General features: G+C 62.7%; 24 protein-coding genes and 1 tRNA gene. 8 read left to right on the forward strand and 17 right to left on the reverse strand.

What is annotated here, in order from left to right; all coding sequences use genetic code 11:
- Positions 1-37 precede the first annotated feature (37 nt).
- The 13 genes from AC0J1C_RS00120 to def all read right to left on the reverse strand — a co-directional run bounded on the left by AC0J1C_RS00120 (position 38) and on the right by def (position 14,127).
- On the reverse strand, positions 38-409 hold the full coding sequence (locus AC0J1C_RS00120; RefSeq protein WP_473045045.1) for a VOC family protein: 372 nt from the start codon (positions 407-409) through the stop codon (positions 38-40).
- 60 nt (positions 410-469) lie between these two features.
- A complete protein-coding gene (locus tag AC0J1C_RS00125; RefSeq protein WP_473045046.1) occupies positions 470-1,759 on the reverse strand; it encodes a sensor domain-containing diguanylate cyclase in 1,290 nt (429 codons plus the stop codon).
- Positions 1,760-1,782: 23 nt separating this feature from the next.
- Positions 1,783-2,484: an EAL domain-containing protein gene (locus AC0J1C_RS00130; RefSeq protein ID WP_473045048.1), complete on the reverse strand. Its 702-nt coding sequence runs from the start codon at positions 2,482-2,484 to the stop codon at positions 1,783-1,785.
- Positions 2,402-4,138 (reverse strand): sensor domain-containing diguanylate cyclase, encoded by a 1,737-nt coding sequence (locus AC0J1C_RS00135; RefSeq protein ID WP_473045050.1) that lies wholly within the window; start codon positions 4,136-4,138, stop codon positions 2,402-2,404. The genes AC0J1C_RS00130 and AC0J1C_RS00135 overlap by 83 nt, the downstream gene beginning before the upstream one ends.
- Positions 4,139-4,163: 25 nt before the next feature.
- Positions 4,164-5,717, reverse strand: coding sequence for a methyl-accepting chemotaxis protein (locus AC0J1C_RS00140; protein WP_473045051.1), 1,554 nt, complete (start codon positions 5,715-5,717; stop codon positions 4,164-4,166).
- Between the two features lie 230 nt (positions 5,718-5,947).
- Positions 5,948-6,024: transfer RNA gene (locus AC0J1C_RS00145), tRNA-Pro, on the reverse strand.
- A 35-nt stretch (positions 6,025-6,059) separates the two neighbouring features.
- Positions 6,060-6,617 carry a D-glycero-beta-D-manno-heptose 1,7-bisphosphate 7-phosphatase gene (gmhB, locus tag AC0J1C_RS00150; protein ID WP_473045052.1) on the reverse strand — a complete coding sequence of 186 codons (558 nt, stop codon included), beginning with the start codon at positions 6,615-6,617 and terminating at the stop codon, positions 6,060-6,062.
- A 28-nt stretch (positions 6,618-6,645) separates the two neighbouring features.
- Positions 6,646-8,727 (reverse strand): glycine--tRNA ligase subunit beta, encoded by a 2,082-nt coding sequence (gene glyS / locus AC0J1C_RS00155; RefSeq protein ID WP_473045053.1) that lies wholly within the window; start codon positions 8,725-8,727, stop codon positions 6,646-6,648.
- A gap of 2 nt (positions 8,728-8,729) precedes the next feature.
- On the reverse strand, positions 8,730-9,755 hold the full coding sequence (gene glyQ / locus AC0J1C_RS00160) for a glycine--tRNA ligase subunit alpha (protein WP_473045054.1): 1,026 nt from the start codon (positions 9,753-9,755) through the stop codon (positions 8,730-8,732).
- Positions 9,756-9,891: 136 nt separating this feature from the next.
- Positions 9,892-11,295, reverse strand: a complete 1,404-nt coding sequence (gene trkA / locus AC0J1C_RS00165; protein ID WP_091989316.1) for a Trk system potassium transporter TrkA — start codon at positions 11,293-11,295, stop codon at positions 9,892-9,894.
- A complete protein-coding gene (gene rsmB / locus AC0J1C_RS00170) occupies positions 11,292-12,593 on the reverse strand; it encodes a 16S rRNA (cytosine(967)-C(5))-methyltransferase RsmB (RefSeq protein ID WP_473045055.1) in 1,302 nt (433 codons plus the stop codon). Before rsmB ends, trkA begins: the two co-directional genes overlap by 4 nt.
- Before the next feature lies 1 nt (position 12,594).
- Positions 12,595-13,530: a methionyl-tRNA formyltransferase gene (gene fmt, locus AC0J1C_RS00175; protein WP_473045056.1), complete on the reverse strand. Its 936-nt coding sequence runs from the start codon at positions 13,528-13,530 to the stop codon at positions 12,595-12,597.
- Positions 13,531-13,623: 93 nt separating this feature from the next.
- On the reverse strand, positions 13,624-14,127 hold the full coding sequence (def, locus tag AC0J1C_RS00180) for a peptide deformylase (RefSeq protein ID WP_375193524.1): 504 nt from the start codon (positions 14,125-14,127) through the stop codon (positions 13,624-13,626).
- A gap of 421 nt (positions 14,128-14,548) precedes the next feature.
- Between def and AC0J1C_RS00185 the strand changes: the two genes are divergently transcribed.
- From AC0J1C_RS00185 to AC0J1C_RS00220, 8 genes are all read left to right on the forward strand, one after another.
- The gene (locus AC0J1C_RS00185; RefSeq protein WP_473045058.1) at positions 14,549-15,565 is read left to right on the forward strand and encodes a LysM peptidoglycan-binding domain-containing protein; all 1,017 of its coding nucleotides are present in this window, start codon (positions 14,549-14,551) and stop codon (positions 15,563-15,565) included.
- A 71-nt stretch (positions 15,566-15,636) separates the two neighbouring features.
- Entirely contained in the window at positions 15,637-16,767 is a 1,131-nt protein-coding gene (dprA, locus tag AC0J1C_RS00190) for a DNA-processing protein DprA (protein WP_473045059.1), read from the forward strand.
- A gap of 43 nt (positions 16,768-16,810) precedes the next feature.
- Positions 16,811-17,389 carry an L-threonylcarbamoyladenylate synthase type 1 TsaC gene (gene tsaC / locus AC0J1C_RS00195; protein WP_473045061.1) on the forward strand — a complete coding sequence of 193 codons (579 nt, stop codon included), beginning with the start codon at positions 16,811-16,813 and terminating at the stop codon, positions 17,387-17,389.
- Between the two features lie 9 nt (positions 17,390-17,398).
- Entirely contained in the window at positions 17,399-18,328 is a 930-nt protein-coding gene (gene hemF / locus AC0J1C_RS00200) for an oxygen-dependent coproporphyrinogen oxidase (RefSeq protein WP_473045063.1), read from the forward strand.
- A complete protein-coding gene (gene aroE / locus AC0J1C_RS00205) occupies positions 18,318-19,145 on the forward strand; it encodes a shikimate dehydrogenase (protein ID WP_473045065.1) in 828 nt (275 codons plus the stop codon). The genes hemF and aroE overlap by 11 nt, the downstream gene beginning before the upstream one ends.
- 55 nt (positions 19,146-19,200) lie before the next feature.
- Positions 19,201-19,974: a motility protein A gene (locus tag AC0J1C_RS00210; RefSeq protein WP_091989343.1), complete on the forward strand. Its 774-nt coding sequence runs from the start codon at positions 19,201-19,203 to the stop codon at positions 19,972-19,974.
- A gap of 4 nt (positions 19,975-19,978) precedes the next feature.
- Positions 19,979-20,812 (forward strand): flagellar motor protein MotB, encoded by an 834-nt coding sequence (locus tag AC0J1C_RS00215; protein WP_473045066.1) that lies wholly within the window; start codon positions 19,979-19,981, stop codon positions 20,810-20,812.
- Positions 20,813-20,923: 111 nt separating this feature from the next.
- A complete protein-coding gene (locus tag AC0J1C_RS00220) occupies positions 20,924-21,241 on the forward strand; it encodes a PA4642 family protein (protein WP_473045067.1) in 318 nt (105 codons plus the stop codon).
- 46 nt (positions 21,242-21,287) lie between these two features.
- Here the strand turns inward: AC0J1C_RS00220 and AC0J1C_RS00225 are convergent, their stop codons facing one another.
- The 4 genes from AC0J1C_RS00225 to AC0J1C_RS00240 form a co-directional block, all read right to left on the reverse strand.
- Complete coding sequence (locus AC0J1C_RS00225; RefSeq protein ID WP_473045068.1) at positions 21,288-21,740, reverse strand: Hsp20/alpha crystallin family protein; 453 nt, start codon at positions 21,738-21,740, stop codon at positions 21,288-21,290.
- 210 nt (positions 21,741-21,950) lie between these two features.
- On the reverse strand, positions 21,951-23,507 hold the full coding sequence (locus AC0J1C_RS00230; protein ID WP_473045070.1) for an LTA synthase family protein: 1,557 nt from the start codon (positions 23,505-23,507) through the stop codon (positions 21,951-21,953).
- The gene (mdoH, locus tag AC0J1C_RS00235; RefSeq protein ID WP_473045071.1) at positions 23,486-25,552 is read right to left on the reverse strand and encodes a glucans biosynthesis glucosyltransferase MdoH; all 2,067 of its coding nucleotides are present in this window, start codon (positions 25,550-25,552) and stop codon (positions 23,486-23,488) included. The genes AC0J1C_RS00230 and mdoH overlap by 22 nt, the downstream gene beginning before the upstream one ends.
- Positions 25,549-25,779 (reverse strand): hypothetical protein, encoded by a 231-nt coding sequence (locus AC0J1C_RS00240; RefSeq protein WP_473045072.1) that lies wholly within the window; start codon positions 25,777-25,779, stop codon positions 25,549-25,551. The genes mdoH and AC0J1C_RS00240 overlap by 4 nt, the downstream gene beginning before the upstream one ends.
- Positions 25,780-25,929 lie beyond the last annotated feature (150 nt).

Below are 25,929 nucleotides of genomic sequence, written 5' to 3' on the forward strand. Positions count from 1 at the left end.
AGGGGAAACATGGCCCTCACACGAGGGCCATCGGTGTTCAGCCGAATACGAAAAACGCCAGCTTGTTGCCGTCCGGGTCCTTCACATAGGCGCCGTAGAACTGGTTGGGAATTCTCTGGCCAGGCTCGCCGTCGCAGGTCGCTCCAAGCTCGATTGCTTTTTTATAGAGGGCGTCTACGGATTCTTTCGAGCCGGCCGGAATGGCAACCATATTGCCGTTGCCAGGATGGTTTGGCTGTTCGTTGTAGGGTACACACACGGCCAGCATCGGGGAGCTCATGTTTTTGCCGATGAAGGTGATGCGACCCATATCGAGCAGCACCTTGGCGCCTTGATCGGCGAGCAGGTCTGTGTAGAAGGCCTTGGCTTTCTCCATGTCACTGACGCCGAGGGTAACGTATCCAATCATGCGGGTACTCCGTTTATGGTGGTTGCAGACGATATCAATACGCTGAAAGACGGCCCCGGATCATTGGCCGTTGTTGTCGGCGACTACCCGATTCCGGCCAGACCGTTTGGCCGCGTACAGCGACTGGTCGCAGGCGGCGAGCAGCTCTCGCACCGAGGTGTGCTCGCCGCCCTCGCCGGACCAGTTCACCACGCCGGCACTGAAGGTCACGTTGAACACCGTGCCCTCGAAGCTGACAAACCGCTCGTTTTCCATGGCCGTGCGCAGTAATTCCGCCACATGCCCGGCTTCTGCAAGGCCGGTGTTCGGCATGAAAATCATGAACTCCTCGCCGCCGGTTCGAGCCACTACATCCGTCTTACGCGTCCGTGAGTCAATGATCTCGGCAAACCGTTTCAGCACAGTGTCGCCCATAGGGTGGCCGTAGGAATCGTTGATGGCTTTGAAGAAGTCGATGTCCAGAGAGATGAGAGAGAAGGTCTCGCCGTAGCGTTCTCCCTGCGCCATGGATTCCTGAAGTTTCCGGAGCATGTAACGGCGGTTGTATAGCCCGGTCAGCTCGTCGGTAATGGACAGCTGCTCCAGTTCCTGTTCAAGGGTTTTCTGCCGGTCAATATTGGTGACCATGCCGTGCCAGGTGATCGTGCCATCCGGATCCTGCTCCGGCTGGGCCACGCCGCTGAGCCAGGTGACCCGGCCCGCCACCTGTACCCGGTATTCACAGACCCATTCGGACAAGGTCTCTGCCGATACCGCAATGCTTTCACGCAGGGGCGCCAGATCATCCGGATGAACGAGGTTGAAGACCAACTCTGGGTCCTGCAGGCACTGTGCCGGCGACAGTCCGTAGAAATCCTGGGTCTTCTCACTTACATAGCGAAAATAGTAGTGCCCGCTTGGCTCCATCACAAAGGTGTAAATGATGCCGGGCAGGGATTTGGACAGTTGCTGCAGTTGGTGTTCACTGACTTTCTCCCGGGTAACGTCCAGGTGAGTGCCCATCAGCCAGCGGGTATTGCGGCCCTGGTCGTCCGTCAGCAGGCAGCCCCGGGTATGGATATAACGCCAGTCGCCGGATTTGTGGAGCATGCGCACCACACACTCGAATTGGGGATTCTGGCCATCAAGGTAGTTGGCCAGGGCCTCCCGGGCATTCTGAAGGTCTACCGGATGGCAAAGGTCTTCCCAGGTCTTGAAGGTCACCGGTTCCAGCTCTTCCAGAGAGTAACCCAACAGATCTGCCCAGCGCGGGTTGTAGATGACCTCGCCCGAGTCCAGGTTCCATTCCCAGGTGCCGGCGCCGGTGCCTTCAAGAATGGCTTTCAGCCGTATTTCCGGAGTCAGTTCCATGAGTCCTTCCATTCACTCAGTGTTCAGGCCGATTGGTCACGCCGGGATTCCCAGTTAAAACACGCCGCCCACTCCAGGGCGGGGGCCAGGGGCATGGGTTTGCTGTAGAAGAAACCCTGGCCAAGTTCACAGCCCAATTCGATCAGCTTCGCCTCGGCCTCGGCCGACTCGATGCCTTCCGCCACCAGTCGGCGCCGGAAGCTTTTCGAGAGGCTGACAATCGCGCTCACAATCATTTCGCTGTCCGGATTGGTAAGCATGTCGGTTACGAACGAGCGGTCAACCTTGATCTCCTGGGCGGTCAGCCGCCGGAACAGATCCAGCGACGAGTAACCGGTGCCAAAATCATCCAGCGATACATCCACCCCGAGCTCCCGGCAGAAGGCAAGGTGCTCGAGCACCCGGTCGGTATCGTCCAGCGCCGTGGTTTCCAGCACCTCGAGAATGAGGCGCGAGCGGATCTCGGCCGGGCAGTCAGACAGGGCCTGCTCCAGGTCCTCTCGAAAGCCCGGCCCCAGGAAATGGGAGGGGCTGAGATTCACGCTGATGCTGTAGGGCAGATTCCGGCTGTGGAAATCCCGGAGTCGCGCAATGGCCTCACCCAGCACAAAGTTGCCGACCTTGCAGGCGTATTCGGTGTATTCAATGTGATCCAGGAAATGCCCCGGGCCCAGTACGCCGTCCTCGGGGTGGTTCCAGCGCAGGAGCGCCTCGAAACCCTCCACCTGACGTCTGCCGAAATGAATCTTTGGCTGGTAATAAAGTTCCAGTTCGTCCCGTGCCCATCTGCTCGATCACCCGGATGCGTTCCTTGCGGGAGTGATGGGAATCCAGGTCGAACAGCACGTAATGGTTCTTGCCGGCTTCCTTGGCCGCGTACATGGCCTGGTCGGCGTGGCGCAGCAACTGGTCGGTGTCGGAATCATCCTCGGGATAGACGGTAACGCCCATGCTGCCTGAGAGGTGCAGCACATGGCGCCGGTAACTGATGGGCTCGCGGATGGCCTCCAGCAGCCTGGCATAGACCCGTTCGTCGTCCACATCCCGGAGAATGGCGACAAACTCGTCGCCGCCCAGGCGTGCAACCACGTCGTGGGCCCGCACGCTCCCCAGCAGCCGTTCCGCCACCGATTTCAGCACCGCGTCGCCAACGGCGTGGCCGTGCTGGTCGTTGATCTCCTTGAAACCGTCCAGATCAATGAAGCACACCGACACCAGGCCTTCGCGCTTTCGGGCCTCTTCCAGCTCCTGCTCGAACAGTTCGGTCATCCGGCGCCGGTTCGGCAGACCGGTCAGGGCATCGTAGTTGGCAGCCTGCTCGAGGTTTTTTTGATGGTCGCGCTTCTCCTGATAGAGCCGCTTGCGTTCGATCAGGTTGCCCAGGGTCTGCATCAGCGGTTCCAGCTCATCGGCCAGTTTCACCGAGTAGCCGCCGGCGCGGTTGGCCAGGCCAATCAGGCCGATCTGCTGGTCGCCGGAGAACACCGGTATGCCAATGTAGCTGGTGATCGGGGGGTGGCCCTCGGGCAGGCCCTTGGCCCGGGAATCCGAGGCCACATCGGCGGAAACGATGACCTCACCGGTGGTCATGGGCAGGCCAAGCATATTATCCAGGCGGTCGAACACCATGCCCCGGCGCTCGACTTCCTGAAAAAGCGCCTGGGTTTCCGGGCTCCAGGCAATGTTGGTGATGGCGCCGACCCTGAGAAATGGCGTGCCATCCTCCCGGTGCAGGATTTCACCGATAAATCCGAACTGGCTGCCCGTCAGTGTCAGCAGATCATTGAGCATCAGTTCGAAAGCGGCGTGCTCGTTGTCATTGGTGAGGAACACGTTCTGCGCCCGATGAATGGCCCGGCTCAGGTGTGACACCTTCACAAATTCGCCGTCATCGGCCTGGAGGTAGGCCCTTTCGAGCTCGTCCTCAACAATGCTGGCCAGGCTGCGCAGAACGTCCAGTTCAATTTCGGTGAACTGGCGAGGTCGGTCGTCAATGATGCACAGGGTGCCAATCTTGAAGCCACTGGGCTCGCGCACTGGCATGCCCGCATAGAAGCGAATGTGCGGCTTGCCGGTGACCAGGGGGTTGTTCCGGAAGCGGGGGTCCCGGGTGGCGTCCTCCACCAGCAGGATTTTGTCCTGCTGGATGGCGTAGTCGCAAAACGCCACGGAGCGTGGCGTCTCGGCTGCCTCGAAGCCCTGCTTCGATTTGAACCACTGGCGCTCGGTATCGAGTACCGAGAAGAGCGCGGTTTTGACGCCGTAGTAATGTTTCGCGATCCGTGTCAGCCGCTCAAACCGTTCCTCCGGCGGGGTGTCGAGAATGCCCAGGCGTTCAAGCGCCGCCAATCTGCGTTTTTCGATACCCGGGTTTGTCATCCATTGCTCCAGGAAGGTTCCGTGACTACTTGAACCTGACAACCAGTTCGTGGAGCTCGCCTGCAATCTGCTCCATCTCCTTGACACTATGGGTGGATTCTTCGCCTTTCGCCAGATTGTTTTTGGCCAGGCTGGAAATGTTCTCCACCTGTTCGTTGATCTGGTCTGACACCTGGGCCTGTTCTTCCACGGCTGCGGCCATCTGCATGGCCATTTCGGCAATGGTGCTCACGGACGTGGCGATGTCACTCAGGGTTTTCTCCGCCTCCAGCATCTGCTCCAGGCCCGTATCGGCAGCGGCCTTGCCCTGGTCAGCCACTTTCACCGACTCCGACGAGCGGGTGATCAGCCCGCTGACAATGTTGTGGATGTCGCTGGTGGAATCCCGGGTACGTTTGGCCAGGCCGCGCACTTCATCAGCCACCACCGCGAATCCCCGGCCATGTTCGCCGGCACGGGCGGCTTCGATGGCGGCATTCAGGGCCAGAAGGTTGGTCTGGTCGGCAATGTCTTCAATGATCTTTGCGGCTGCGGCAATCTGCTGGGTCTGGATGGACACCTCGCCCACCGAGGCACTGATTTCGTGAACAGTGGTTTTCAGATGCTCGATGGCCTTGCGGGTACCGGCCACCACTTCCGAACCCTGGTCGGCGAATTCCCGGGCGCCCTCGGCCTTGTCGGCGGTGGCCTGCACGTTGGCCGACACATCGGCAATGGTCTGCGACATCTCATGCACAGCGGCGGCGACCTGTTCGGTTTCGGCCTGTTGCTTGTGCAGGGTATCCTGGGCGTCGTAGGCGATCTCCAGCCCTTTGACTGCCGACGTCTTGACCTGTCCGGCGGAATCCTCGATGCGCGTCAGTACCGCGTCCAGATGGGAGCGCATGGCCTTGATTCCGACCTTGATCCGGCCAAGGCCCAGATCGTCGTCTGTGTAGGTACTGGCGGCGAGGGGATCGGAGAAGTTCTGGTCAAGCAAATCCATCACCGAGTTCGCCAGTTGCCGCCTTGAGAGCTGCATCCACACCCCGTAGGCAAGGATACCTCCGCCGAGTACCAGCTGCGACAGCAGGGTTTGCCCGGCGAGGAACAGGGCCGCGGCGGCCACAATGACAGCGGCGACCATGAGGCCCGGGCCGGACATACGCTTCCACAGGGAAGCACCGGATTTACCGGCGCGAATGGCGGCATAGACCTTCTCGGCCCGCTCGACGTCCTTCCGGTCCGGGCAGGAACGCACGGATTCGTACCCGATGATCTCGCCCTTCTCGGTGACCGGTGTGACATAGGCGCTGACCCAGTAATAGTCGCCGTTCTTGCAGCGGTTCTTCACCATGCCCATCCAGGGCTTGCCGGCCTTGAGATAGGACCACATGTTGGCGTAGGCCTCCGACGGCATGTCCGGGTGCCGCACAATATTGTGGGGCTGGCCGATGAGTTCTTCACGGGTAAAGCCGCTGACGTCCACGAACGCCTGGTTGCAATGGCGGATCTTGCCTTTCAGGTCGGTGGAGGAAATCAGTTTCTGGGAAGGTGAATAGGTACGTTCATGGTTGGTGACTGGCAGGTTTTTGCGCATGGTTGTTCCTTGGAACAGGACGGCTTCGCCGCTTCAAAAAGAAGCGTAGACAACAAAGCCCTCAGAGGCTGCCAGTTTTGTGTATGTTTTTGTTCCCGAACAATGAGTATTTGCAACTATTTAATTCAGAAAAACGGGTGCACCGGGCCGGTCGCCATTAACGCGGTTCTGGATGCCAGGAACAGAGTCGATTCTTTGAAGGAGGGAGGCAAATCTATTCAGCGGGAAAGTGGTCGGCGTGGCAGGATTCGAACCTGCGACCCCTTCGTCCCGAACGAAGTGCGCTACCAAGCTGCGCCACACGCCGAACAACGGGCGGTATTATACGGATTCGCTTTGCTTTTACCAGCCCTCGGCGGATAAAAGGGCATCCGTAAATTCGCTGAGATTGTTGTAGATCGCCACCCGGGCCCCGGGGATGGGCCGGGCGTCCAGGTGGCGCTCGGTGTCCAGGCCGTTGCCGGTTCGTACCAGGATTGGCTGGCACTTGCCCGAGTGCGCGGCTTCCAGGTCTTTGCGGCTGTCGCCCACCATGATGGCGCCTTCAAGGGAGTTCAGGTGGAAATGCCGGCGGATCTGGTCAAGCAGTCCGGTGAGAGGTTTGCGGCACGAGCAGTGGTCGTCCGGGTGGTGGGGACAGTAGGCAATGAAATCGATGCAGCCGCCTTCGGCTTCCACCAGTCGTTCCAGCTTTTCGTGCATGGTGTCCAGGGCATCAGTGTCGTAGTAGCCCCGGGCAATACCCGACTGGTTGGTGGCAATGGCGATGCGGTGACCGGCGTTGCAGAGCCGGGCTACCGCTTCCACGCTACCGGGAATAGGCTGCCATTCATCCGCCGAGCAGATGTAGTTGCCATCGTACTGGTTGATGACCCCATCCCGGTCGAGGATGATCAGCATGGCCGTGCCCGCGCTCCCGGAGTCGATATCAGCCGGCTGTTGGCAGCAGGCTGATATCGGCCACCCGCAGGAACAGGTTGCGCAGCCGGTTGAGCAGCGCCAGGCGGTTGTTGCGGATGGCCTTATCGTCGGCCATGACCATCACCTCGTCAAAGAAGTTGTCCACCGGTTCCCGCAGGCTGGCCAGGGAGCTCAGGGCACTGGCGTAGTCACCGGCCTCGAACAGTGGCACAACCTTGTCGGCCTGGGCTTCAACCTGTTCGGCCAGGGCTTTTTCTGCGCTGTCCTGCAGCAGGCTCGCGTCAATGGTTTCGCCCACACTGTCCCCGCCCTGCTTGGTGAGGATGTTCGACACCCGCTTGTTGGCGCCGGCCAGGGCCTGGGCCTCGGGCAGCTGGCGGAAGGCTTCCACCGCCTTCACCCGGCGGTCGAAATCCAGCGGACGGGTGGGTCGGCGGGCGTGCACGGCCAGATAGACTTCAGCGCCAATGCCCTGCTCTTCGTAATGGGCCCGGAAGCGTTCCAGCATGTAATCCACCACGGTGCTGGCGGTATTCTGCTCGGTCAGCACGGTGAAGTTTTCCTCCGCCCACTGGCAGCAAGTCTGCAGGTCCAGCGGCAGTGCCCGTTCAATGATGATGCGCAGCACCCCGAGGGCGGCGCGACGCAGGGCGAACGGGTCCCGGGTGCCGGACGGCGGCTGGTTGATGCCGAACAGGCCCACCAGCGAGTCGAGCCGGTCGGCGATGGCCACGGCGCAACCGGTCAGGGTGGTGGGCAGGTCGTCACCGGCAAAACGCGGCATGTACTGCTCGTTCAGGGCTTTGGCCACATCCTCCGGTTCGCCGTCGTTGGCGGCGTAATACTGGCCCATGATGCCCTGCAGGTCGGTGAACTCCAGCACCATCTCGGTGACCAGGTCGGTCTTGGCCAGCATGGCCGCGCGCTCGGCCAGGGCCGGATCGCTGCCGATGGCATCGGCGATTTTCTTCGCCAGGGCCGCAACCCGCACGGATTTGTCGTGGATGCTGCCCAGCTTTTCCTGGAACACGATCGGCTTGAGGGCGTCGATGCGATCCTCAAGCCGTGTCTTGCGGTCGGTTTCGTAGAAGAACGCTGCGTCCGACAGCCGGGGCCGGATCACTTTCTCGTTGCCGGCGACGACCTGGGTGGGATCCTTGCTTTCGATGTTGGCCACGGTGATGAACAACGGCAGCATTTCGCCATCGGCAGCGACCACGTGGAAGTATTTCTGGTGTTCCTTCATGGAGGAGATCAGCGCCTCGGCCGGCACCTCCAGGAAGCGTTCCTCAAAGCGGCCCATCAGGGGCACAGGCCATTCATTCAGGGCCGTGACTTCATCCAGCAGATCCTCGTCAATCACGGCCTTGCCGCCGGATTCCTTTTCGGCCAGGGCTGCGACGCCGGCGCGGATCTGCTCACGGCGCTCGGCGAAGTCGGCAATCACATAGCCTTCCTGCTTGAGCACCACTTCATAGTCGCTGGGGGTGGGCACAATCAGCTTTTTCGGGCAGTGGAAGCGGTGGCCACGGGTTTTGTTGCCCGGAGACAGGCCCATGATCGGGGTTTCAATCACCTTGTTGCCGAACAGCAGCACCACCCAGTGTACCGGGCGGACAAATTCGGTGCGGTGGGCACCCCAGCGCATGCGTTTGGGGATCGGCAGGGCAGCCAGTGATTGCTCCACCAGTTCCGGCATCAGTTCCACGGTGGGCTTGCCCTGCTCCACGGTGCGGTAGACCACCCAGGCACCCTTGTCGGTTTCCAGGGTGTCGAGCTGGTCCGGGGTCACGCCCAGGGACGTGGCGAAGCCGGTCAGGGCCCGGGTCGGGTTGCCGGCGTCATCAAAGGCCGCCTTCACGGCCGGGCCACGTTTTTCCACCGGCTTGTCCGGCTGGGCATCGGCCAGGTCGCGTACGCGCACGGCCAGGCGTCGGGGCGCGGCAAAGGCTTCCACCTTGCCAAAGGCAATGCCGGCCTCTTCCAGACCGCGGGCAATGCCCTGGGTGAAGGCATCAGACAGCGGCTTGAGGGCCTTGGGAGGCAGCTCTTCGGTGCCCAGTTCGACCAGAAAATCCTGTGTTGCCATGATTATGCGTTCCCCTGTTCCTGCGGTGCCTTCTTCGCTTTCTTGCCCTTCTTGCCGTTGGCCTTGTCGTCGGCGGCCTCAGCGGCTGCCAGCACTTCCTTGCGCAGGGCGTCGGGCGCCAGCGGGAAGCCGAGCGAGCGACGGCTGTCGAAATAGGCCTGGGCGACGGAACGGGCCAGGGTGCGAACCCGCAGAATGAAGCGCTGGCGCTCGGTCACCGAGATGGCGTGTCGGGCGTCCAGAAGGTTGAAGGTGTGGGAAGCCTTGAGAACCTGCTCGTAGGCCGGCAACGCCAGGCCAGCGTCGATCAGCCGGGCGCTTTCACGCTCGTGAACATCGAAGCTGTGGAACAGGAATTCAGTGTCGGCGTGCTCGAAGTTGTAGGTGGACATCTCCACTTCCTGCTGGTGGAACACGTCGCCGTAAGTCACCACGCCGTCCGGGCCCTTTGTCCACACCAGGTCGTACACGCTGTCGACGCCCTGCAGGTACATGGCGATGCGCTCAAGCCCGTAGGTCAGCTCACCGGTGACCGGGTAGCATTCCAGGCCGCCCACCTGCTGGAAGTAGGTGAACTGGGTCACTTCCATGCCGTTCAGCCAGATTTCCCAGCCCAGGCCCCAGGCGCCGAGTGTCGGCGATTCCCAGTTGTCTTCCACGAAGCGGATGTCGTGCACCAGCGGATCCAGGCCCAGGGCCCGGAGCGAATCCAGGTACAGCTCCTGGATGTTGTCGGGCGAGGGCTTGAGCACCACCTGGAACTGGTAGTAGTGCTGCAGGCGGTTCGGGTTCTCGCCGTAGCGGCCGTCGGTGGGACGACGGCTGGGCTGAACGTAGGCGGCGTTCCAGGTTTCCGGGCCAATGGCGCGCAGGAAGGTGGCCGGGTGGAAGGTGCCCGCGCCCACTTCCATGTCCAGGGGCTGGAGAACCACGCAGCCGTGCTGCGCCCAGAAATTCTGCAGTGCCAGAATCAGACCCTGAAAGGTCTTGATATCCGGCGCGGAGGTGTTGGTTGCCTTGTCTGTCACGACGCTTGCCTGCTGGTCAGTCTGTGTGTCGTGCCCCGTTACCGGGACACTCCGGAATTTTTGAAACGCGCATTATACGCTTGCTGGCGCTGCATTTCTAAGTACCCGCCAGGCTGTTGATTTGTCATGGTTAGAATCAGAAGAACGCCAGTCCCACCTGGAACAGTTTTTCCACGTCGCGGATCCGGGTCTTGTCCACCAGAAACAGGATGACGTGGTCGTCAGGCTGAATCCGCAGGTGGTCGTGGGCAATCAGCACCTCGTTACGCCGGACGATGGCGCCGATGGTGGTGCCCTCCGGCAGGTTGATCTCGTCCAGCCGCTTGCCGACCACCTTGGAGGAGCGGTGGTCGCCATGGGCGATGGCCTCTATGGCCTCGGCAGCGCCCCGGCGCAGTGAGTGAACGTTTACCACGTCGCCGCGGCGTACGTGGGTCAGCAGGCTGCCGATGGTGGTCTGCTGGGGGGAGATGGCCACGTCGATGTCGCCACCCTGGATCAGGTCCACGTAGTCGGGGTTGTTGATCAGGGTCAGGACCTTGCGGGCGCCAAGACGCTTGGCCAGGAGCGAGGCCATGATGTTGGCCTCGTCGTCGTTGGTGACCGCACAGAAGACATCGGTGTTCTCGATGTTCTCTTCCAGCAGGATGTCCTTGTTGGCGGCATTGCCCTCCAGTACCACGGTCTTGCGCAGATGTTCGGAGAGCATCACGCAGCGCTCGTGGTCGCGTTCCAGCAGCTTGACCTGATACCGGTTTTCCAGGGTGTTGGCCAGGCGCTGGCCGATGTTGCCGCCGCCACAGATAAAAATGCGCTTGTAGGGCTTGATCAGCGGCTGCAGCTCACTCATCACCGATTTGATGTGGTCGGCCGCGGCAATGAAGAACACCTCGTCGCCGTCTTCGATCACCGTGTTGCCTTCCGGCATGATCGCCCGGCCCTTGCGGAAAATCGCCGCCACCCGGGTATCGATCTTGGGCATGTGGGTGCGCAGGTAGGACAGCTCGTGACCCACCAGCGGCCCCCCCTTGGCGGCCCGGATGGCAACCAGCCGGGTAAGACCCCGGGAAAACTCGAGCACCTGGAGCGCGCCCGGGTTTTCGATCAGTCGAGTGATGTGCTTGGTGACCAGATGCTCCGGGCTGATCAGTACGTCGATGGGAAAGCCCCGCAGGCTGTCCAGATCCTTGGTCTTGTCCCGCTGATAAAACAGCTCGGATTTGGCCAGGTAGGCGTTGGCCCGCACCCGGCAGATGGTGGTGGGGGTCTTGTACAGCAGCTTGGCCACCTGGCACGCCACCATGTTGGTCTCGTCGCTGTTGGTGACGGCGATGACCATGTCGGCGTCCTCGGCACCGGCCTGGCGCAAGGCGGTGGGGTAAGACGCCTTGCCCTGTACCGTCCTGATATCCAGCCGGTCCTGCAGTTCGCGCAGCCGGGCCCCATCGCTGTCGATGAGGGTGATGTCGTTGGCCTCGTTGGCGAGGTTTTCGGCCAGTGTACCGCCCACCTGGCCGGCGCCGAGAATCAGGATTTTCATGGTTCGGGTTTCTCCAGTACGGCGTAGAAAAAGCCGTCATGGCTATCCGGATCGGGCAGCAGTTGCCGCCCGGCCCCCATATCACGTCCCCACTGCGCCTGCGGCTCAACGAGGATGGCGTCTGTCTGCCCCTTGCGGAACCGCTGGATTATACGGTGGTTTTCCTGCGGAAACACCGAGCAGGTCGCATACACCAGCCGGCCCCCGGGTTTCAGGATAGCCCAGAGGGCGTCCAGCAGCCCAAGCTGCACTGCCGCCAGCGGGGTTACATCCGATTCCCGGCGCAGCATCTTGATGTCCGGGTGGCGGCGAATCACGCCACTGGCGCTGCAGGGTACATCCAGCAGGATGCGATCGAACGTGCCGCCGTCCCACCAGGTGTCGGTGGCGGCGGCATCGGCCTGCTTCAGGGTGGCGTTCAGATCCAGGCGCTCCAGGTTTTCCTGCACCCGGGGCAGCCGGTCTGCCGATTCGTCAATGGCCACCACTTCCGCCAGGCCGGCGCAGGCTTCAAGAATGGCGCAGGTCTTGCCGCCAGGGGCCGCGCAGGCATCCAGCACGCGCTGGCCCGGAGCAAGGTCCATCAGGGTGGTGCACAGCTGCGCGGCTTCGTCCTGAACACTGACAGCCCCATCTGCGAACCAGGGCAGACGGTCCACCGGAACCGGCCGGGCCAGCTGGATGCCGTAAGGTGCAAAGCGGGTGGGGCTGGCGTCGATACCGGCCTCCGCCAGCAGTGCCAGATATTCTTCCCGGGCAAAGCGCAGGGCGTTGACTCGCAGCGTCATGGGGGCCTGGTTGTTGTTGGCCTCGAGAATCTGCTGCCAGTCTTCCGGCCAGTTGTGGCGCAGCTTTTCCACCATCCAGTGGGGGTGGCTGAAGCGTGCGGCATCGTCCCCGGGCTCTGGCGCGCCTTCCCTTTCGGCAGCCCGCAGCACACCGTTGACCAGCCCGGTGAGATGAGGTTTGCCGAGGGCCCGGCAGGCTTCCACGGTTTCATTGAGCACGGCGTAGGTGGCCTGCTGGCTGAACCGCAGCTGGAACAGGGCCACCAGCATCAGATGGTGGACGATGCGGTCCGGTTTGCGCAGGGGTTTGTTCAGGCGCCCCGACAGTTCCGCGTCGAGGCGATGGAACCAGCGGCAGGTACCGAAGCACAGCGCCTGCAATTCGGCCCGCTCGTTCACGGCCAGGCGGTTCAGGGCAGGTGGCAGACACTGGGACAGGGACTGACCGTTCTCCACGGCGAGCATCACGCCGGCGGCAATGGCGCGCATGGGCTGCGGTTGATCGCCCATGTCAGCGTAGCTCCTGGCCGGGCATCAGCAGCTCTTTGCCACCGTTGATCAGGTCGTTTGCGCTCTGGGCCCGGGACCCGGGCAGTTGCAGTCGGGTAATGCGCAGGGTTCCCTTTCCACAGGCGATGTCGATGCCATTGCGATCCCGAAGCAGAACGGTGCCCGGCGACCTGCCGCTCTGGGTGCCCAGCACCTCCGCTTCATGAATGCGAATACGCTGGTCGCCCAGGTCGGTGTAGGTGCCTGGCCAGGGGTTGAAGGCACGGATCAGCCGTTCGATATCGGTGGCGTCGGCCTGCCAGGCGATGTGGCCCTCGGTCTTGCTCAGCTTGCTGGCATAACAGGCCTGGGTGTCGTTCTGGGCTTCGCCGGCCAGCTCGCCTTTGGCGAGAAGTTCCAGGGCCTTGACGATGGCCTTGCCACCCAGCTCCGCGAGGCGGTCATGGAGGCTGCCACCGGTGTCGTCTGCGTTAATGGGGGTGATGGACTTCAGCAGCATGGCACCGGTGTCCAGGCCTTCGTCCATCTGCATGATGGTAATGCCGGTTTCGGCATCGCCGGCGGCAATGGCACGCTGGATGGGCGCCGCACCGCGCCAGCGGGGCAGCAGGGAGGCATGGATGTTCAGGCAGCCGTGTTCCGGTATCTCCAGGACCGCTTTGGGCAAAATCAGCCCGTAGGCGGCTACAACCATGACCTCGGGTTCGAGACTGGCAAGTTCCTGCTGGGCTTCGGAGGTTTTCAGGGTTTCCGGCTGGAACACCGGGATATCGTGGTCCAGGGCTACCTGCTTCACCGGGCTGGGTTGGAGTTTGCGCCCCCGACCAGCGGGCCTATCCGGCTGGGAGTACACGCCAACGAGGGTGTGGCCGGCCGCTATCAGGGCCCTGAGTGCTTCGGCCGCGAAATCCGGGGTGCCCGCAAAAACAAGTCGCACGGTGTTGTGATCTCTGTTCCGTTGTATACGAAAAGACCGGGTCGTGACCCGGTCCGGCGCAATCTCTGGTTCTGGCAAACGCCCGCTGGCGAATCAGGCGCTTTTCTTGTGCAGCTTTTCCAGCTTCTTGCGGATACGGTTGCGCTTGAGCGAACTCAGGTAGTCCACGAACAGCTTGCCGTTCAGGTGATCCATCTCGTGCTGGATGCACACCGCCAGCAGGCCCCGAGCCTCGAGCTCGAACGGCTTTCCGTCCCGGTCGAGGGCCTTGATCAGGCAGTGCTCGATTCGCTCCACGTCCTCGTAGAAGCCGGGCACCGACAGGCAGCCCTCTTGCATGGCCTCTTTCTCGCCATCCAGAACGGTCACTTCCGGGTTGATGAACACCCGGGGCTCGCTCTTGTCCTCGGACAGATCCATCACGATGATCTGTTTGTGCACGTTCACCTGGGTGGCTGCCAGGCCGATACCGGGCGCATCGTACATGGTCTCGAACATGTCGTCGATCAGCTTGCGATCGGCGTCTGTCACTTCTTCCACCGGTTTGGCGATGGTGCGCAAACGGGGATCCGGGTATTCGAGAATCTCTAGTATCATAGGGCTGTATCTTAACCTGGTGCTCTGAATGTGATCCGACGTTCCGATGGCCGCGCGCGAGCCGCTCGTTTAACTTTTGTAACAGTGTGAAAACGGTCTCCGATTTGCGACGGCGTACTGCGACATTTTCTACCCTGCCTCTACTATTATCGGGGCAGGTCCGCCGCTTTCAACGCGCGGCGGGCTCTGTAATCGGCATACCGTCATTATCCAACAATTCGCCGATTGAGTACAAACTGATCAGTCAATAGTTAAAATCTTTCGTCGACGCCGTAGAATTTACTGGAAGAACAAAAGATAACATCACAATTTGCGAGACTTCTTCTATAGTAACTGGAATAGCATCGTAATAAGCTGCAGAAAACTGACTGCATCCGAAAAGAATGCAAAGAATCAAGGCACGCGATCAAGGACTTACACAATGAGGAAACTGCTGTACGCTCTGGCAGCAACAACGCTGCTTATCACCTCCTGGGCCCATGCTGCACCGGAGCTGCGGTCTGATCATCCCGATCGTTACACCGTTGTGAAGGGTGACACCCTCTGGGACATCTCTGGCCGTTTTCTGAACAACCCCTGGTACTGGCCGGAGATCTGGCACGTGAATCCCCAGGTCGCCAATCCGCACCTTATTTACCCGGGTGACCAGCTGGCGCTGGTTTACATCGACGGTAAGCCCCGTATCACCAAAGTGGCGACCAGTGATGTAGTGAAGCTGTCGCCTAAGGTTCGCTCCGAGCCGATCGATACCCCGATTCCCGCCATTCCGCTGGACGCCATTGGCAGTTTCCTGACCGACACCCGCATTGTCAGCCCGGAAGAACTCCAGGGCGCGCCTAAGGTGCTTGAGGGCGAGGACGGCCGCATCATTACCGGCGCCGGTGACCGCCTGTATGCCCGGGGCAAGAAGCCGGCCGACAAGGTGGGCGTGTTCCGTCGCAGCAAGGAATTCCGTGATCCGGAGACCGGCGAGTTCCTCGGCCTGGAAGCGAAGAGCATCGGCGCAGGCTCGGTGGCTGCTGAAAATGGCGATGTCCTCACCGTGGACCTGACCGCCACCAACCAGGAAGTGCGGATTGGCGATCGTCTGCTGACTAACGTCAACCGTCCCATCGCCACCAGTTTCGTTCCCAGCGCGCCCGATGAGAACGTCGAGGGGCAGATGATTGCGGTGGATGGCGGTGTTACCCAGATTGGCCAGTATGACGTGGTGGCCATCAACCGCGGTACCCGTGACGGCCTGCAATCGGGCAATGTAATGGCGGTGCTGCAGAGCGGCAACCTGGTTCGCGATCCGGTCACCGGTGAAACCATCGAGCTGCCCTCGGAGCGTGCCGGCCTGCTGATGGTTTTCCAGGCCTATGAAAAAATGAGCTATGGCCTGGTGTTGCAGGCCACCCAGGCGCTGGAGGTTGGCGACAAGGTTACCAACCCCTGATCCCCCGCCAACCACTGTATTGAATCTGCCGGACCAGGATGGTCCGGCTTTTCTGTTTCAAGGACGACCTCGTGTTTACTTCTCCCGAAGCCCCCTGGATTTTTCTGACCTGCCTGCCCCACTTTGGCCGCGTTCGACGTCGGGCGCTGGTGGCCGAGATTGCTGATCCAGTCCGGTTACTGGCCATGAACATGGCTACCCTGAAGGCCCTTGGTCTGGACGACGACAGCCTGGCGGCCATCCGCGCCTGGCGGGATCGCGACGAGCGCCATCCCGCGGTGGCAGAAGCCCGCACCATTCTGGAACGATGCCAGCATCATGGCATTGCTACCGTAACCTGGCCCCACGGGGATTACCCCGATCCGTTGCGACACATCCACGACGCGCCCATGGTGCTGTACGCCCGGGGCGATACCCGACTGCTGAGGCGGGAGCAGATCGGCATTGTTGGTAGTCGCAAGGCCACGCCGGCCGGGCTGGATCATGCCCGGCGTTTTGCCGCCGAGCTGGCGGAGCGGCAATTGCTGGTGACCAGCGGTCTGGCCCTGGGCATCGATGGGGCTGCCCATGCCGGTGCCCTGGACGCCGGGCACCCTACCATTGCGGTGATTGGCTGTGGCCTTGACCGGCTTTATCCCCACCAGCACCGGCGTTTGGGCGAGCGGGTCATCGCGGACGGGCTGATTGTCTCGGAGTATCCGCCCGGCACACCCGCCAGGGCGGCCCACTTCCCCCAGCGAAACCGGATCATCAGTGGCCTGAGTCGGGGCATCCTGGTGGTTGAGGCGGGTTTGCGCAGCGGCTCCCTGATCACCGCGCGGATGGCCCTGGAGCAGGGCCGGGAAGTCTTTGCCATTCCCGGTTCCGTGCACAGCCCGGTCGCTCGCGGTTGCCACCACCTGATCAAGCAGGGGGCACGCCTGGTGGAAACGGTCGATGATATTCTGGAAGAGTTGGGGGGCTGGTGGTCGTCGGCGCCGGGGAGCACTGAAGTCAGCGAGACCGCTCCGAAACAGTCTCGGGCTGGGCTCGATCGCCGGGAAATCGCGGTCCTGGAGGCTTTAGGGTATGATCCGCAGTCAACTGATGCACTCAGTTCAGCCACCGGTCTCCCCGCCGATCAGCTTATGCAGGCACTGCTGCTCCTGGAACTGGAGGGGCTGGCCAGTTCCGCCCCGGGGGGCTATCAGAAGATCGTCTGAACCGGGTGCAACCATGGACCCCGGCCAAGGTAATGCGAATTCCGTGAGCCACTGCCAAAGCAAGCCGCTGTCTGACTGGCAATTGCACTGCGCCCGCCGCACCGTCCTGGGTGGCGGCGTGATTGCCTATCCTACCGAAGCAGTCTGGGGGCTGGGGTGTGATCCCTGGAATCAGGACGCGGTGGCGCGCCTGCTTGAGCTCAAGCAGCGCCCGGTGGCCAAAGGCGTGATTCTGGTGGCGTCTTCCGTGGAGCAGGTCCGCTTTCTGCTCGACCCGCTGCCCGAGAGCCTGCGCCGGGAAGCCGAGCGGCACTGGCCGGGCCCTGTTACCTGCCTGCTGCCGGATGTGAACGGGCAGATTCCCGAGTGGGTTCGTGGCCGGCACGGTTCCATCGCGGTCCGGGTCAGCGATCATCCTGTGGTGCGGGCGTTGTGCGAGGCCGCTGGCATGCCGCTGGTGTCCACCTCCTGCAATCCGGCTGGCCGCCAGCCCGCCCGATACATCTGGCAGGTGCGCCGCTATTTCGCCGACCGCGTGGACTGGATCGTGCCCGGCGCCCTGGGTGGCAATCGCAAACCCAGCCGTATTATTGATATTGTCAGCGGTCAGCAACTTCGCTAGGAGCAGTTTATGGCACAGCAACCGGATAGCGAGGCGGTCAAGCAGTACCTGCTGGGCCTCCAGGAGTCGATCTGCCGTCGCCTCGAGGCAGTGGACGGCGGGGCATCGTTCATACGCGACGCCTGGGACCGGCCCGAAGGGGGCGGAGGGGTCAGCCGCGTGATCACCGAGGGGCGCGTGTTCGAGAAAGGCGGCGTCAATTTCTCCCACGTGATGGGCGAAACCATGCCGGCGTCCGCCACCGCGCATCGCCCGCACCTGGCGGGCGCGCCCTGGCAGGCCATGGGTGTGTCGCTGGTGATTCACCCGCACAACCCCTACGTGCCCACCTCCCACGCCAACGTCCGGTTTTTCATTGCCACGCCGGCAGACAGCGAGCCGGTGTACTGGTTTGGTGGTGGCTACGACCTGACGCCCTATTACGGCTTTGAGGACGACTGCGTGCACTGGCATCGCACCGCCCGCGATGCCTGCGAGCCGTTCGGCGAGGGTACTTACCACCGATTCAAGCACTGGTGCGACGATTACTTCTACCTGAAGCACCGGGACGAACCCCGGGGTGTCGGCGGCCTGTTTTTTGATGACCACAACACCGGTGATTTCGAGCAGGACTTTGGCCTGATGAAGGCAGTGGGCGACAGCTACATCGAGGCCTACGAACCCATTGTCCGCCGCCGCATGGACCGGCCCTGGGGCGAGCGTGAGCGGAACTTCCAGCTCTATCGACGGGGTCGCTATGTCGAGTTCAACCTGGTGTACGACCGGGGTACGCTGTTCGGCCTGCAGTCTGGCGGTCGCACCGAATCCATCCTGATGTCATTGCCGCCTCTGGTACGCTGGGATTACAGCCGGACGCCGGAGGCGGGCTCGGAAGAGGCCCGGCTGACGGATTACTTCCTCACCGGTCGGGACTGGCTGGAGACAAGCCATGAAGAATGATCTGTACGCGGTTGTTGGCAACCCCATAAGCCACAGCAAATCACCCCGGATTCACAGCCTGTTCGCCCGGGAAACCGGCGAACCTGTTGAATACACGGCCATCCAGGCGCCGCTGGAGGATTTCGCCGGTACCGTTACGCAGTTTTTCGAGCGCGGCGGCAAAGGCCTCAATGTCACCGTGCCGTTCAAGGAGGAGGCCTGGAAACTGGCCAAGCGGCGGACCGAGCGGGCCGAGAAGGCGGGCGCTGCCAATACCCTGTTTCTCGACGAGCAGGGCCTGCTCACCGCGGATAACACGGACGGCTGTGGCATTGTTCGCGATCTGGTTGATAACCACGGCGTTGCCCTGGCCGGTGCCCGTATCCTGGTGCTGGGCGCCGGAGGTGCGGTGCGGGGCGTACTGGGGCCGATTCTGGCGGAAGGGCCGGCGTTGGTGACCATCGCCAACCGCACCCTCGCCCGGGCCCAAGGCCTGGTGTCGCTGTTTGCCCCGGTGGCAGGTGCGGCCCGTCTGGACGCGTGCGGGTTTGAGCAGCCCACGGAGCCCTTCGATCTGATCATCAACGGCACCAGTGCCAGCCTGCAGGGCGACCTGCCGCCGTTGTCGCCCGGGGTGATCGGCGAGCACACGGTGGTTTACGACATGATGTATTCCCTGCAGACCACCACGTTCAACCAGTGGGCGCTGGAACAGGGAGCACAGATCGTTCACGACGGGCTTGGTATGCTGGTGGAGCAGGCGGCGGAATCGTTCCGGATCTGGCGGGGCGTGAGCCCGGCTACCCTGCCCGTGGTCGAGCAGCTGCGCAATGACTGAGCCTCACGGCCGGGAATGGGCTATGCTCAGGGTCAACCTTCCGTAGGGATTGTCCATGGATATTCTTACCCTTGTGGGGCTGGTGGCAGGCGTTCTGATTGTCCTTCTGGCCATGCTTGCCAACGCGTCCTTCCTTACCTTCCTGAACCTGCCGGGGCTGGCCATTGTGCTGGGCGGCACCTTTGCGGTGACCCTGGTTAAATTCCGCATGGCGTCGGTGATGAGTGCCTTCCGCCTGGCCATGTCGGCGGCCTTCACCGACCGGATGCCCCGGCCCACCGAGCTCATCCGGGAGGTCGGCGTACTTGCCCAGGTTGTTCGGAAGGAGGGCATCCTGGGCCTGGAGAATCACCAGACCAACAACGAATTTCTGCAGAAGGCGATCAACCTGTGCGTGGACGGCCATCCCCCGGAGCTGGTGGAGGAAGCACTGGCGCAGGAAACCCAGCAGACCGCGGAGCGTTACGAAGTCGCGGAGCGGGTGTTCCGGGGCATCGGAGAGTCGGCGCCGGCCATCGGCATGCTGGGAACCCTGGTGGGGCTGGTGCAGATGCTCAACACCCTCGATGACCCCTCCTCGATTGGTCCGGCCATGGCCATTGCCCTGCTGACCACCCTGTACGGCGCCTTCATCGCCCAGCTCATTGCCCTGCCCCTGGCCGACAAGCTGCAGCTGAAGGCGGAGGACGAAGCCCGCAACCAGATGCTGATCATCACTTCGATCAAGAACATCATGCGCGGCGAAAACCCGAGGGTCATGACCGAGCTGCTGTCGTCGTTCGTGGTGCCCGAGCAGCGCACCGGCCTGGCGCCAGAGCGGGAGGCCTGAGCCCTTGGAACTGGTGCAGAAGCGCAACAGGAAACGTCTGCAAAGCCAGACGCCGGCCTGGATTGTCACCTTTGCCGATCTGGCCACCCTGCTGCTGACCTTCTTCATCCTGCTGCTGTCCTTTGCTGAAATGGACGTGGAAAAATACCGGGCCATGGCCAATTCCATGGCGGTGGCCTTCGGTTCCAGCAACGTGCTGGCGGAGGACATCGGTGGCTCGCCCCTGACCATGATCGAGTCCGAGACCGTATCGCTGCCCGAGCCGGTCGAATCCCAGGCCAGGGAACCGGAATTCATCGACGAACGCGCCGACGGCAGTGCCCCCACGCAGGTGCCCGGCGGGGTGATTGACCTGGCCAGCAGGATGATCCGTGAACTGGAATCGGAGGTGGCGTCCAAGGCCCTGAGTGTCAACTATGATCAAAGCCAGGTGGTCATCCGTTTCTCCGAGGAAGCCACGTTCCGCTCTGGGGAGGCGGCAATCAAGCCGGAGATGATTCCGATCATAGAACGGGTGGTGGAGGTGTTGTCCGCCTGTGAGGGAGACATCCTGGTGTCCGGGTACACAGACGACCGACCAATTTCCAGCGAACGCTACCGTTCCAACTGGGACCTCTCGGCTGCCCGGGCCGTGTCGGTGGTCCACGAGCTGGTCATGAACCGGCAGGTCTCGGCCGAACGGGTGGTGGCGGCTGGCCGGGCGGAGACCAATCCGCTTGCGCCCAACGACTCGCCGGAAAACCGCGCGTTGAACCGCCGGGTGGAAATTGCCATTCGAAATCCCGAGTGCAGCGATCAGCTTCCGGCGGGGGAATTGCCGGTGGAGATCAGGCCCTGAGCCTTATGCCGGGCCGGCAGTTGCTCATGCGCAATCCATATAACTGAAGTGCTTTCAGGGCCTTATACTGTGCGCCCGATTATTCACAGGCACAGCGGAGCAAAGCAGCATATGAGTGGACCAGACAAACCCAAGGTCATTGGCGAGGAATGGAGCGATGAGCGGGTCAGGAGCTTTCTGGACCTCCAGCCGTGGGATCGTGCCATCAATGCCGACTATCACGCCCTGTTGAGAGCCTATCAGGCCATGCGGGCCGAGGATTTCGAGCGCTTTATCGGTTTCTTTGTGGCCGCTGGCCGTGATCTGAACGCGGTGGGGCCGCAGGGCGGCACCATTCTGGACCTGATTTCCGAACATCGACGGAGCGTTGATTACGCCCGCGCCCTGGAACAGGCCGGTGCACAAAAAACGGCCGCCGCCGGAGACTGACTCCGGCGCGGCCCGGTGAGGGTCTCAGGCGTGAGGTCGCGGTCCCTCAGTGGACGTCGACCTCAATCGCCTTGGGCTCTTTCGGTTCGGCCTTCTGCAGTGTCAGGGTCAGCATGCCGTCCTTGAAGCTGGCCTTCACGCTGTTTTCGTCCACGTTGTCCGGCAACGTGAAGCGGCGCAGGAAGCTGCCGTAGAAGCGCTCGATGCGATGGTGCTTCTTGTCCTTGCTTTCCTCTTCGTTCCGGCGCTCACCCTGAATACTGAGAACGCCCTCGTGCACGGTGACTTTCACATCGTCCTTCGACATACCCGGCAACTCGGCCTCAATGGTGAAGGCTTCCGGGGTCTCCTTGATGTCGACCGCCGGCGCCCAGTCGCTGCGACTGAACAGATCCTTGCCTTCCCGCTCAGCGGGGCGGGTCAGGCCGAACATTCGGTTGTAGCGGTTCATCAGGTCTTCAAACTCATTGACCGGATTCCAGCGTGTAAGAGTGCTCATAATGCATCCCTCCTTTTCAACGAAACGAATCTGAATGGTTGAACATCAGCTTCGATCGCGGAACTGCTCCCTGTCGGTGGCGCCAGCCGACCGGATATCCGTGAACCTCTGCTATTGTGCAATTTAAGTACAGCCTGGAGGTTTTCAAGGGGCTAGCTGGTGGAATTTTGATCCCCGTCAAACCATCGGGCGAGGCGTGCAATCCAGCCTTCAGGAGTCGCCGAACTGCTTGTGCAGGAAGGCGCGGAAACGGCTCATCGGGGCGCCTGCGGTGCGCAGATCCGGCCATACGCCCGGCCGGAATCCGGGCAACTGGCCGGACAGAAACGGCGCCACCAGATCCGGGTCGGCGCTGATCACGTGAACCACTACATCGCGGCTCGCACCCTCGCCGGTGATCAGTGGCGCGGGCTGGTGGTCTCCGAGCAGGATCAACAGGGCGTTATCGCCCAGGTAACGGCCGGCAAACCCGCCGGCGGTGGCCAGGGCGTAGGCAATGGCCTGGCCATAGTGCAGTCGAACCCTGTCCGGGTCCCGCCAAAGAGACACCGGGGCTTCGCCCACCCCCTGCCAGCGCTGGAAGATCTCACCGCGACCGATGGCCTCCCAGTCCTCCAGCACCGGCAGGATAGGCACCCAGGGCGCGTGACTGCTGATCAGCGCCAGCTCGGCGAATACCGGCCGGTCACTGCCCTGGCGAAGCTGCTGGAACCGGTACCAGGTGTACTGGTCGGGCATGGTGACCCAGTTGAAGGCCGGGCCCAGGTAGCCGAGGTCGTCATGGTCGTAGATCTGGCTGTAGCCGAGCAGGCGACCCTCCGGCCAGGGCTGGGTGATAGCGGGCATGATGGCCAGGGTGCGATGCCCGGTGCTGCGAAAATCGTCAATCAGGGTGCTGTAGCCACTACTCAGGAGCGTTTCGTAGGCAAGCTGGTTGGCAATCCAGAGACCACTGAGTACCGAGGTGTGGCCCAGCCAGGATTGGCCCCCCTGGATCGGCGATTGCAGCCGCCCGGAGGCCACGGTCAGCCCGGCGGTTTTCAGTTCCCGCTCGAGCGTGTCGAGGGCAGGCTGGGTCAGTGGCCGGTATCGGTCATCGGCGAGCGCCGAGATGCCATAGGATTCCACGAAACCGAAGATAACGTCCCGGCCGGCGAGCTGCGCCAGAGGGCTGGCCTGGCGCAGCTCCCCGGAACCCGTACCCAGCTCGCTGGCAAACGCCTGCTGGGTGTTATGGGTCTGATGGACCAGCGAGGCCTGATGGGCAACCAGCGCCCATGCAGGGCTGCCGATCCAGGGTGTGATGGAGCCGGCAACAGCCAGCCCGGCCATCAGCCACAGGGGCTTGCTCATTTGCCGGGGTGCGTGCAGGCCCACCTGGCCGAGCAGGCACCGGAACAGCCAGCCGAGCGCCACCAGCGCTGCACCCAGGAACAGCAGCCCAGCCACGGCCAGTGCCGGGCCCAGGTTGGTAGTCAGCAGGTTCCAGGTGGCGTCCAGTAGCCCGATTTCCAGGTACAGGTTCAGGCCCCGGCCGAGACTCTGCCGGATCAGGGCGTCCGCCAGCACCAGTAAGATCAGCAGGGCATAGACGGTTGCCAGCACCGAACTCAATCGCTGGCGGTGTTGCGTCAGCCCGCACAGGGCCGCCCAGATCACGAGTGCCTCCACGGCAAGCACCGGGTTGTTGCCGGGCAGGGCCAGGGCCGGAACCAGCAGCAGCCCGTTGAGCAGCACCAGGCTGATCAGGAGGCGGCGTCGAGACATAGCGGTTGCTCGCGGATTGCCCGGGCCAGGCGATGCAGAGTTTCCCGCCAGGGTGTGCCGGGCGCTGCCGACCAGGCACGCCGGTGGAGTTCCGCCAGGGCCCCGGGATGATCGCAGATCCGGCCGCGCTCGCTGTTGTCGAGGGCAGCCGCACCCCCGAGGACGCAGCGATCAATCAGAGCCTGCAAAGCGGCTCTCTTGCGGCCGGTCATGTCGGCCTGACGCGGCGGAGTGAACCGTGGCTGGTGCGGGGTCAGTACCGCCTGTTCAAACCAGCTCAGGTCCCGCCAGCGACGGGTCAGTGGTAGCGATGAGTCGGCGGCTTCCAGCAGGCTTGAGGTGGCGGTGTCTTCCGGCACCCGGAGCCAGAGACCGGGAGCAGCCGGGCGGCTCAGCCACCTGGCCAGGCAGGGCATCACCAGCACCGGCGCCACGACCGGCAGGGCCCAGGGTGTCAGGCCCGGTGCGTGCAACTGTATCAGTACCAGCACTCCGGCAGCTGCAACCAGGGGCAGAACAACCTGGCGCAGGCCGAATCCCAATCGGGTGTGGCCCGCTCGATTCTGGCCCTGCCAGGCCACCTTCAGGTTCATCAACGCGCCGAGTACGTGGCCGCTGTGGCAGAGCATGCGTGCCGGCGCCAGCGCCAGTGCCAGTGTGGTTTCGACCAGCGTGTTCATCCACAGACGCACGGTTCCGCCGAAACGGGCGGCCCGGCCTGCCAGCAGTTGGTCCACGACCGCCAGGATGCGGGGCCCGAACAGAAGCAGCGCTGTCATCGCAATCAGCACCAGCCCTCCGGCCGACCCCGTACTGCCACCGACCAGTATGCCGGGCAGCGCCGGAGACGGGGCGAGGGGCATGGAGGCGACGTAGCCGGAAAGGGCCAGGAACAACAGCCACAGAGGCGAGGCCAGAAACGAGAGAATGCCGGTGGCCAGGGCCATGCGGTGTGCGAACCTCAGACGCCCAAGGGTGGCAAGCAGCCAGAGATGCTGAAGGTTGCCACGGCACCAGCGGCGGTCCCGCCGCAGATCGTCGGCCAGCGTGGGCGGCGACTCTTCATAACTGCCGCCAATGGCCGGCTCAAGCCAGACTTCATAGCCGGCCCGGCCCATCAGTGCCGCTTCCACGAAATCGTGACTGAGCACAGAGCCCCGGAAGAGCCCGGGCCCCCGGAGACGGCGCAGGCCGCAATACCGTATGAACGGGGCCACCCGGATAATCGCGTTGTGGCCCCAATAGGCGGCATCCCCCAGCTGAATGGCCCCAAGGCCGGCGGCGAAGAGCCGGCCGTAGCAGCGGTTGGCGAACTGCTGCAAACGGGCGAAGCGGGTATCGGCCCGGGCCAGGCGGGGCGCGGTCTGGATGATGCCTGCCTGGGGCCGGGATTCCATCAGATGCACCAGCCGCCGGATACAATCGCCCGTGAGCAGGCTGTCGGCGTCCAGCACGATCATGTAGCGGTACAGGCGCCCCCAGCGCCGCAGGAAATCGGCGATATTGCCGCTCTTGTGGTTCAGGTTGAGGGTACGACGCCGGTAGAACAGCCGGCCATGGGCCTCCAGCTCATCGCAGAGCCGGGCGCAGGCGGCCTGTTCCTCCAGCCAGATTTCCGGGTCCTGACTGTCGGACAGCACATAGCAGTCCATAATTTCGCCGTGGGACTGCATATCCTGGTAAATGGCGCGCAGCCCGGCGAGGGTTCGCTGTACCGGCTCGTGGCAGATTGGCATCACCAGTGCCGTGGCTGGCAGTGAGCCGGCTTGCGAATGCGGTGGGGGCGTGGCCCGGGCCAGACTCCAGGGATCCCCGCCCCGGCGCAGCGCAACAAAGCCAAAGACGGCGGTCCAGAAACCCAGGCCAATCCAGGCAAATAGAACGCCAAACACCGCCATCAGTGCAGGCGCAGCCCAGCCCTGGGCGGGGTCTGGCAGAGTGCCTTCGAACAGCCACAGCCCTGTTGCCGTCTGGCCAGCCACCAGCGTTGCCAGTAGCAGGCGCCGGCGAAAAGCCACCGGCCGCCAGCAAGCGCTGCGGCTCATTCGGGATAGCCCATGCTGGACCGTGCAATCGGGGGCAAGCGCTGACTGCGGGGAGGGGGCGACAGGCCGAGGGTATCGGGTAGCTGTTCCAGCGGCTTTGCTGCCTGCCGTGCTGCGTTCTCGGTGAGCAGCCGTTGCAACTGTACGCGCATTCCCGGGCCAGTCTCATGACCGGCCGCCTGCAAGTACAGCAGTGCGCGCAAATAGGGCTGGTCTGGCGTATCCACGTAGGTCTCCCGCTCTCAAGATTTCAAGCCAGATTACGAGCCAGATTCCCGACCATGTGCCTTGCAGCTGTCCGAAATGCGGTCAGCGAAAACCGGCGTGTCAGGGAAGACTCGGGCGTAAACCCTGATACGCCGTGGAGACCGGCTTCA

The organism is Marinobacter sp. E2 (genome assembly GCF_055755345.1).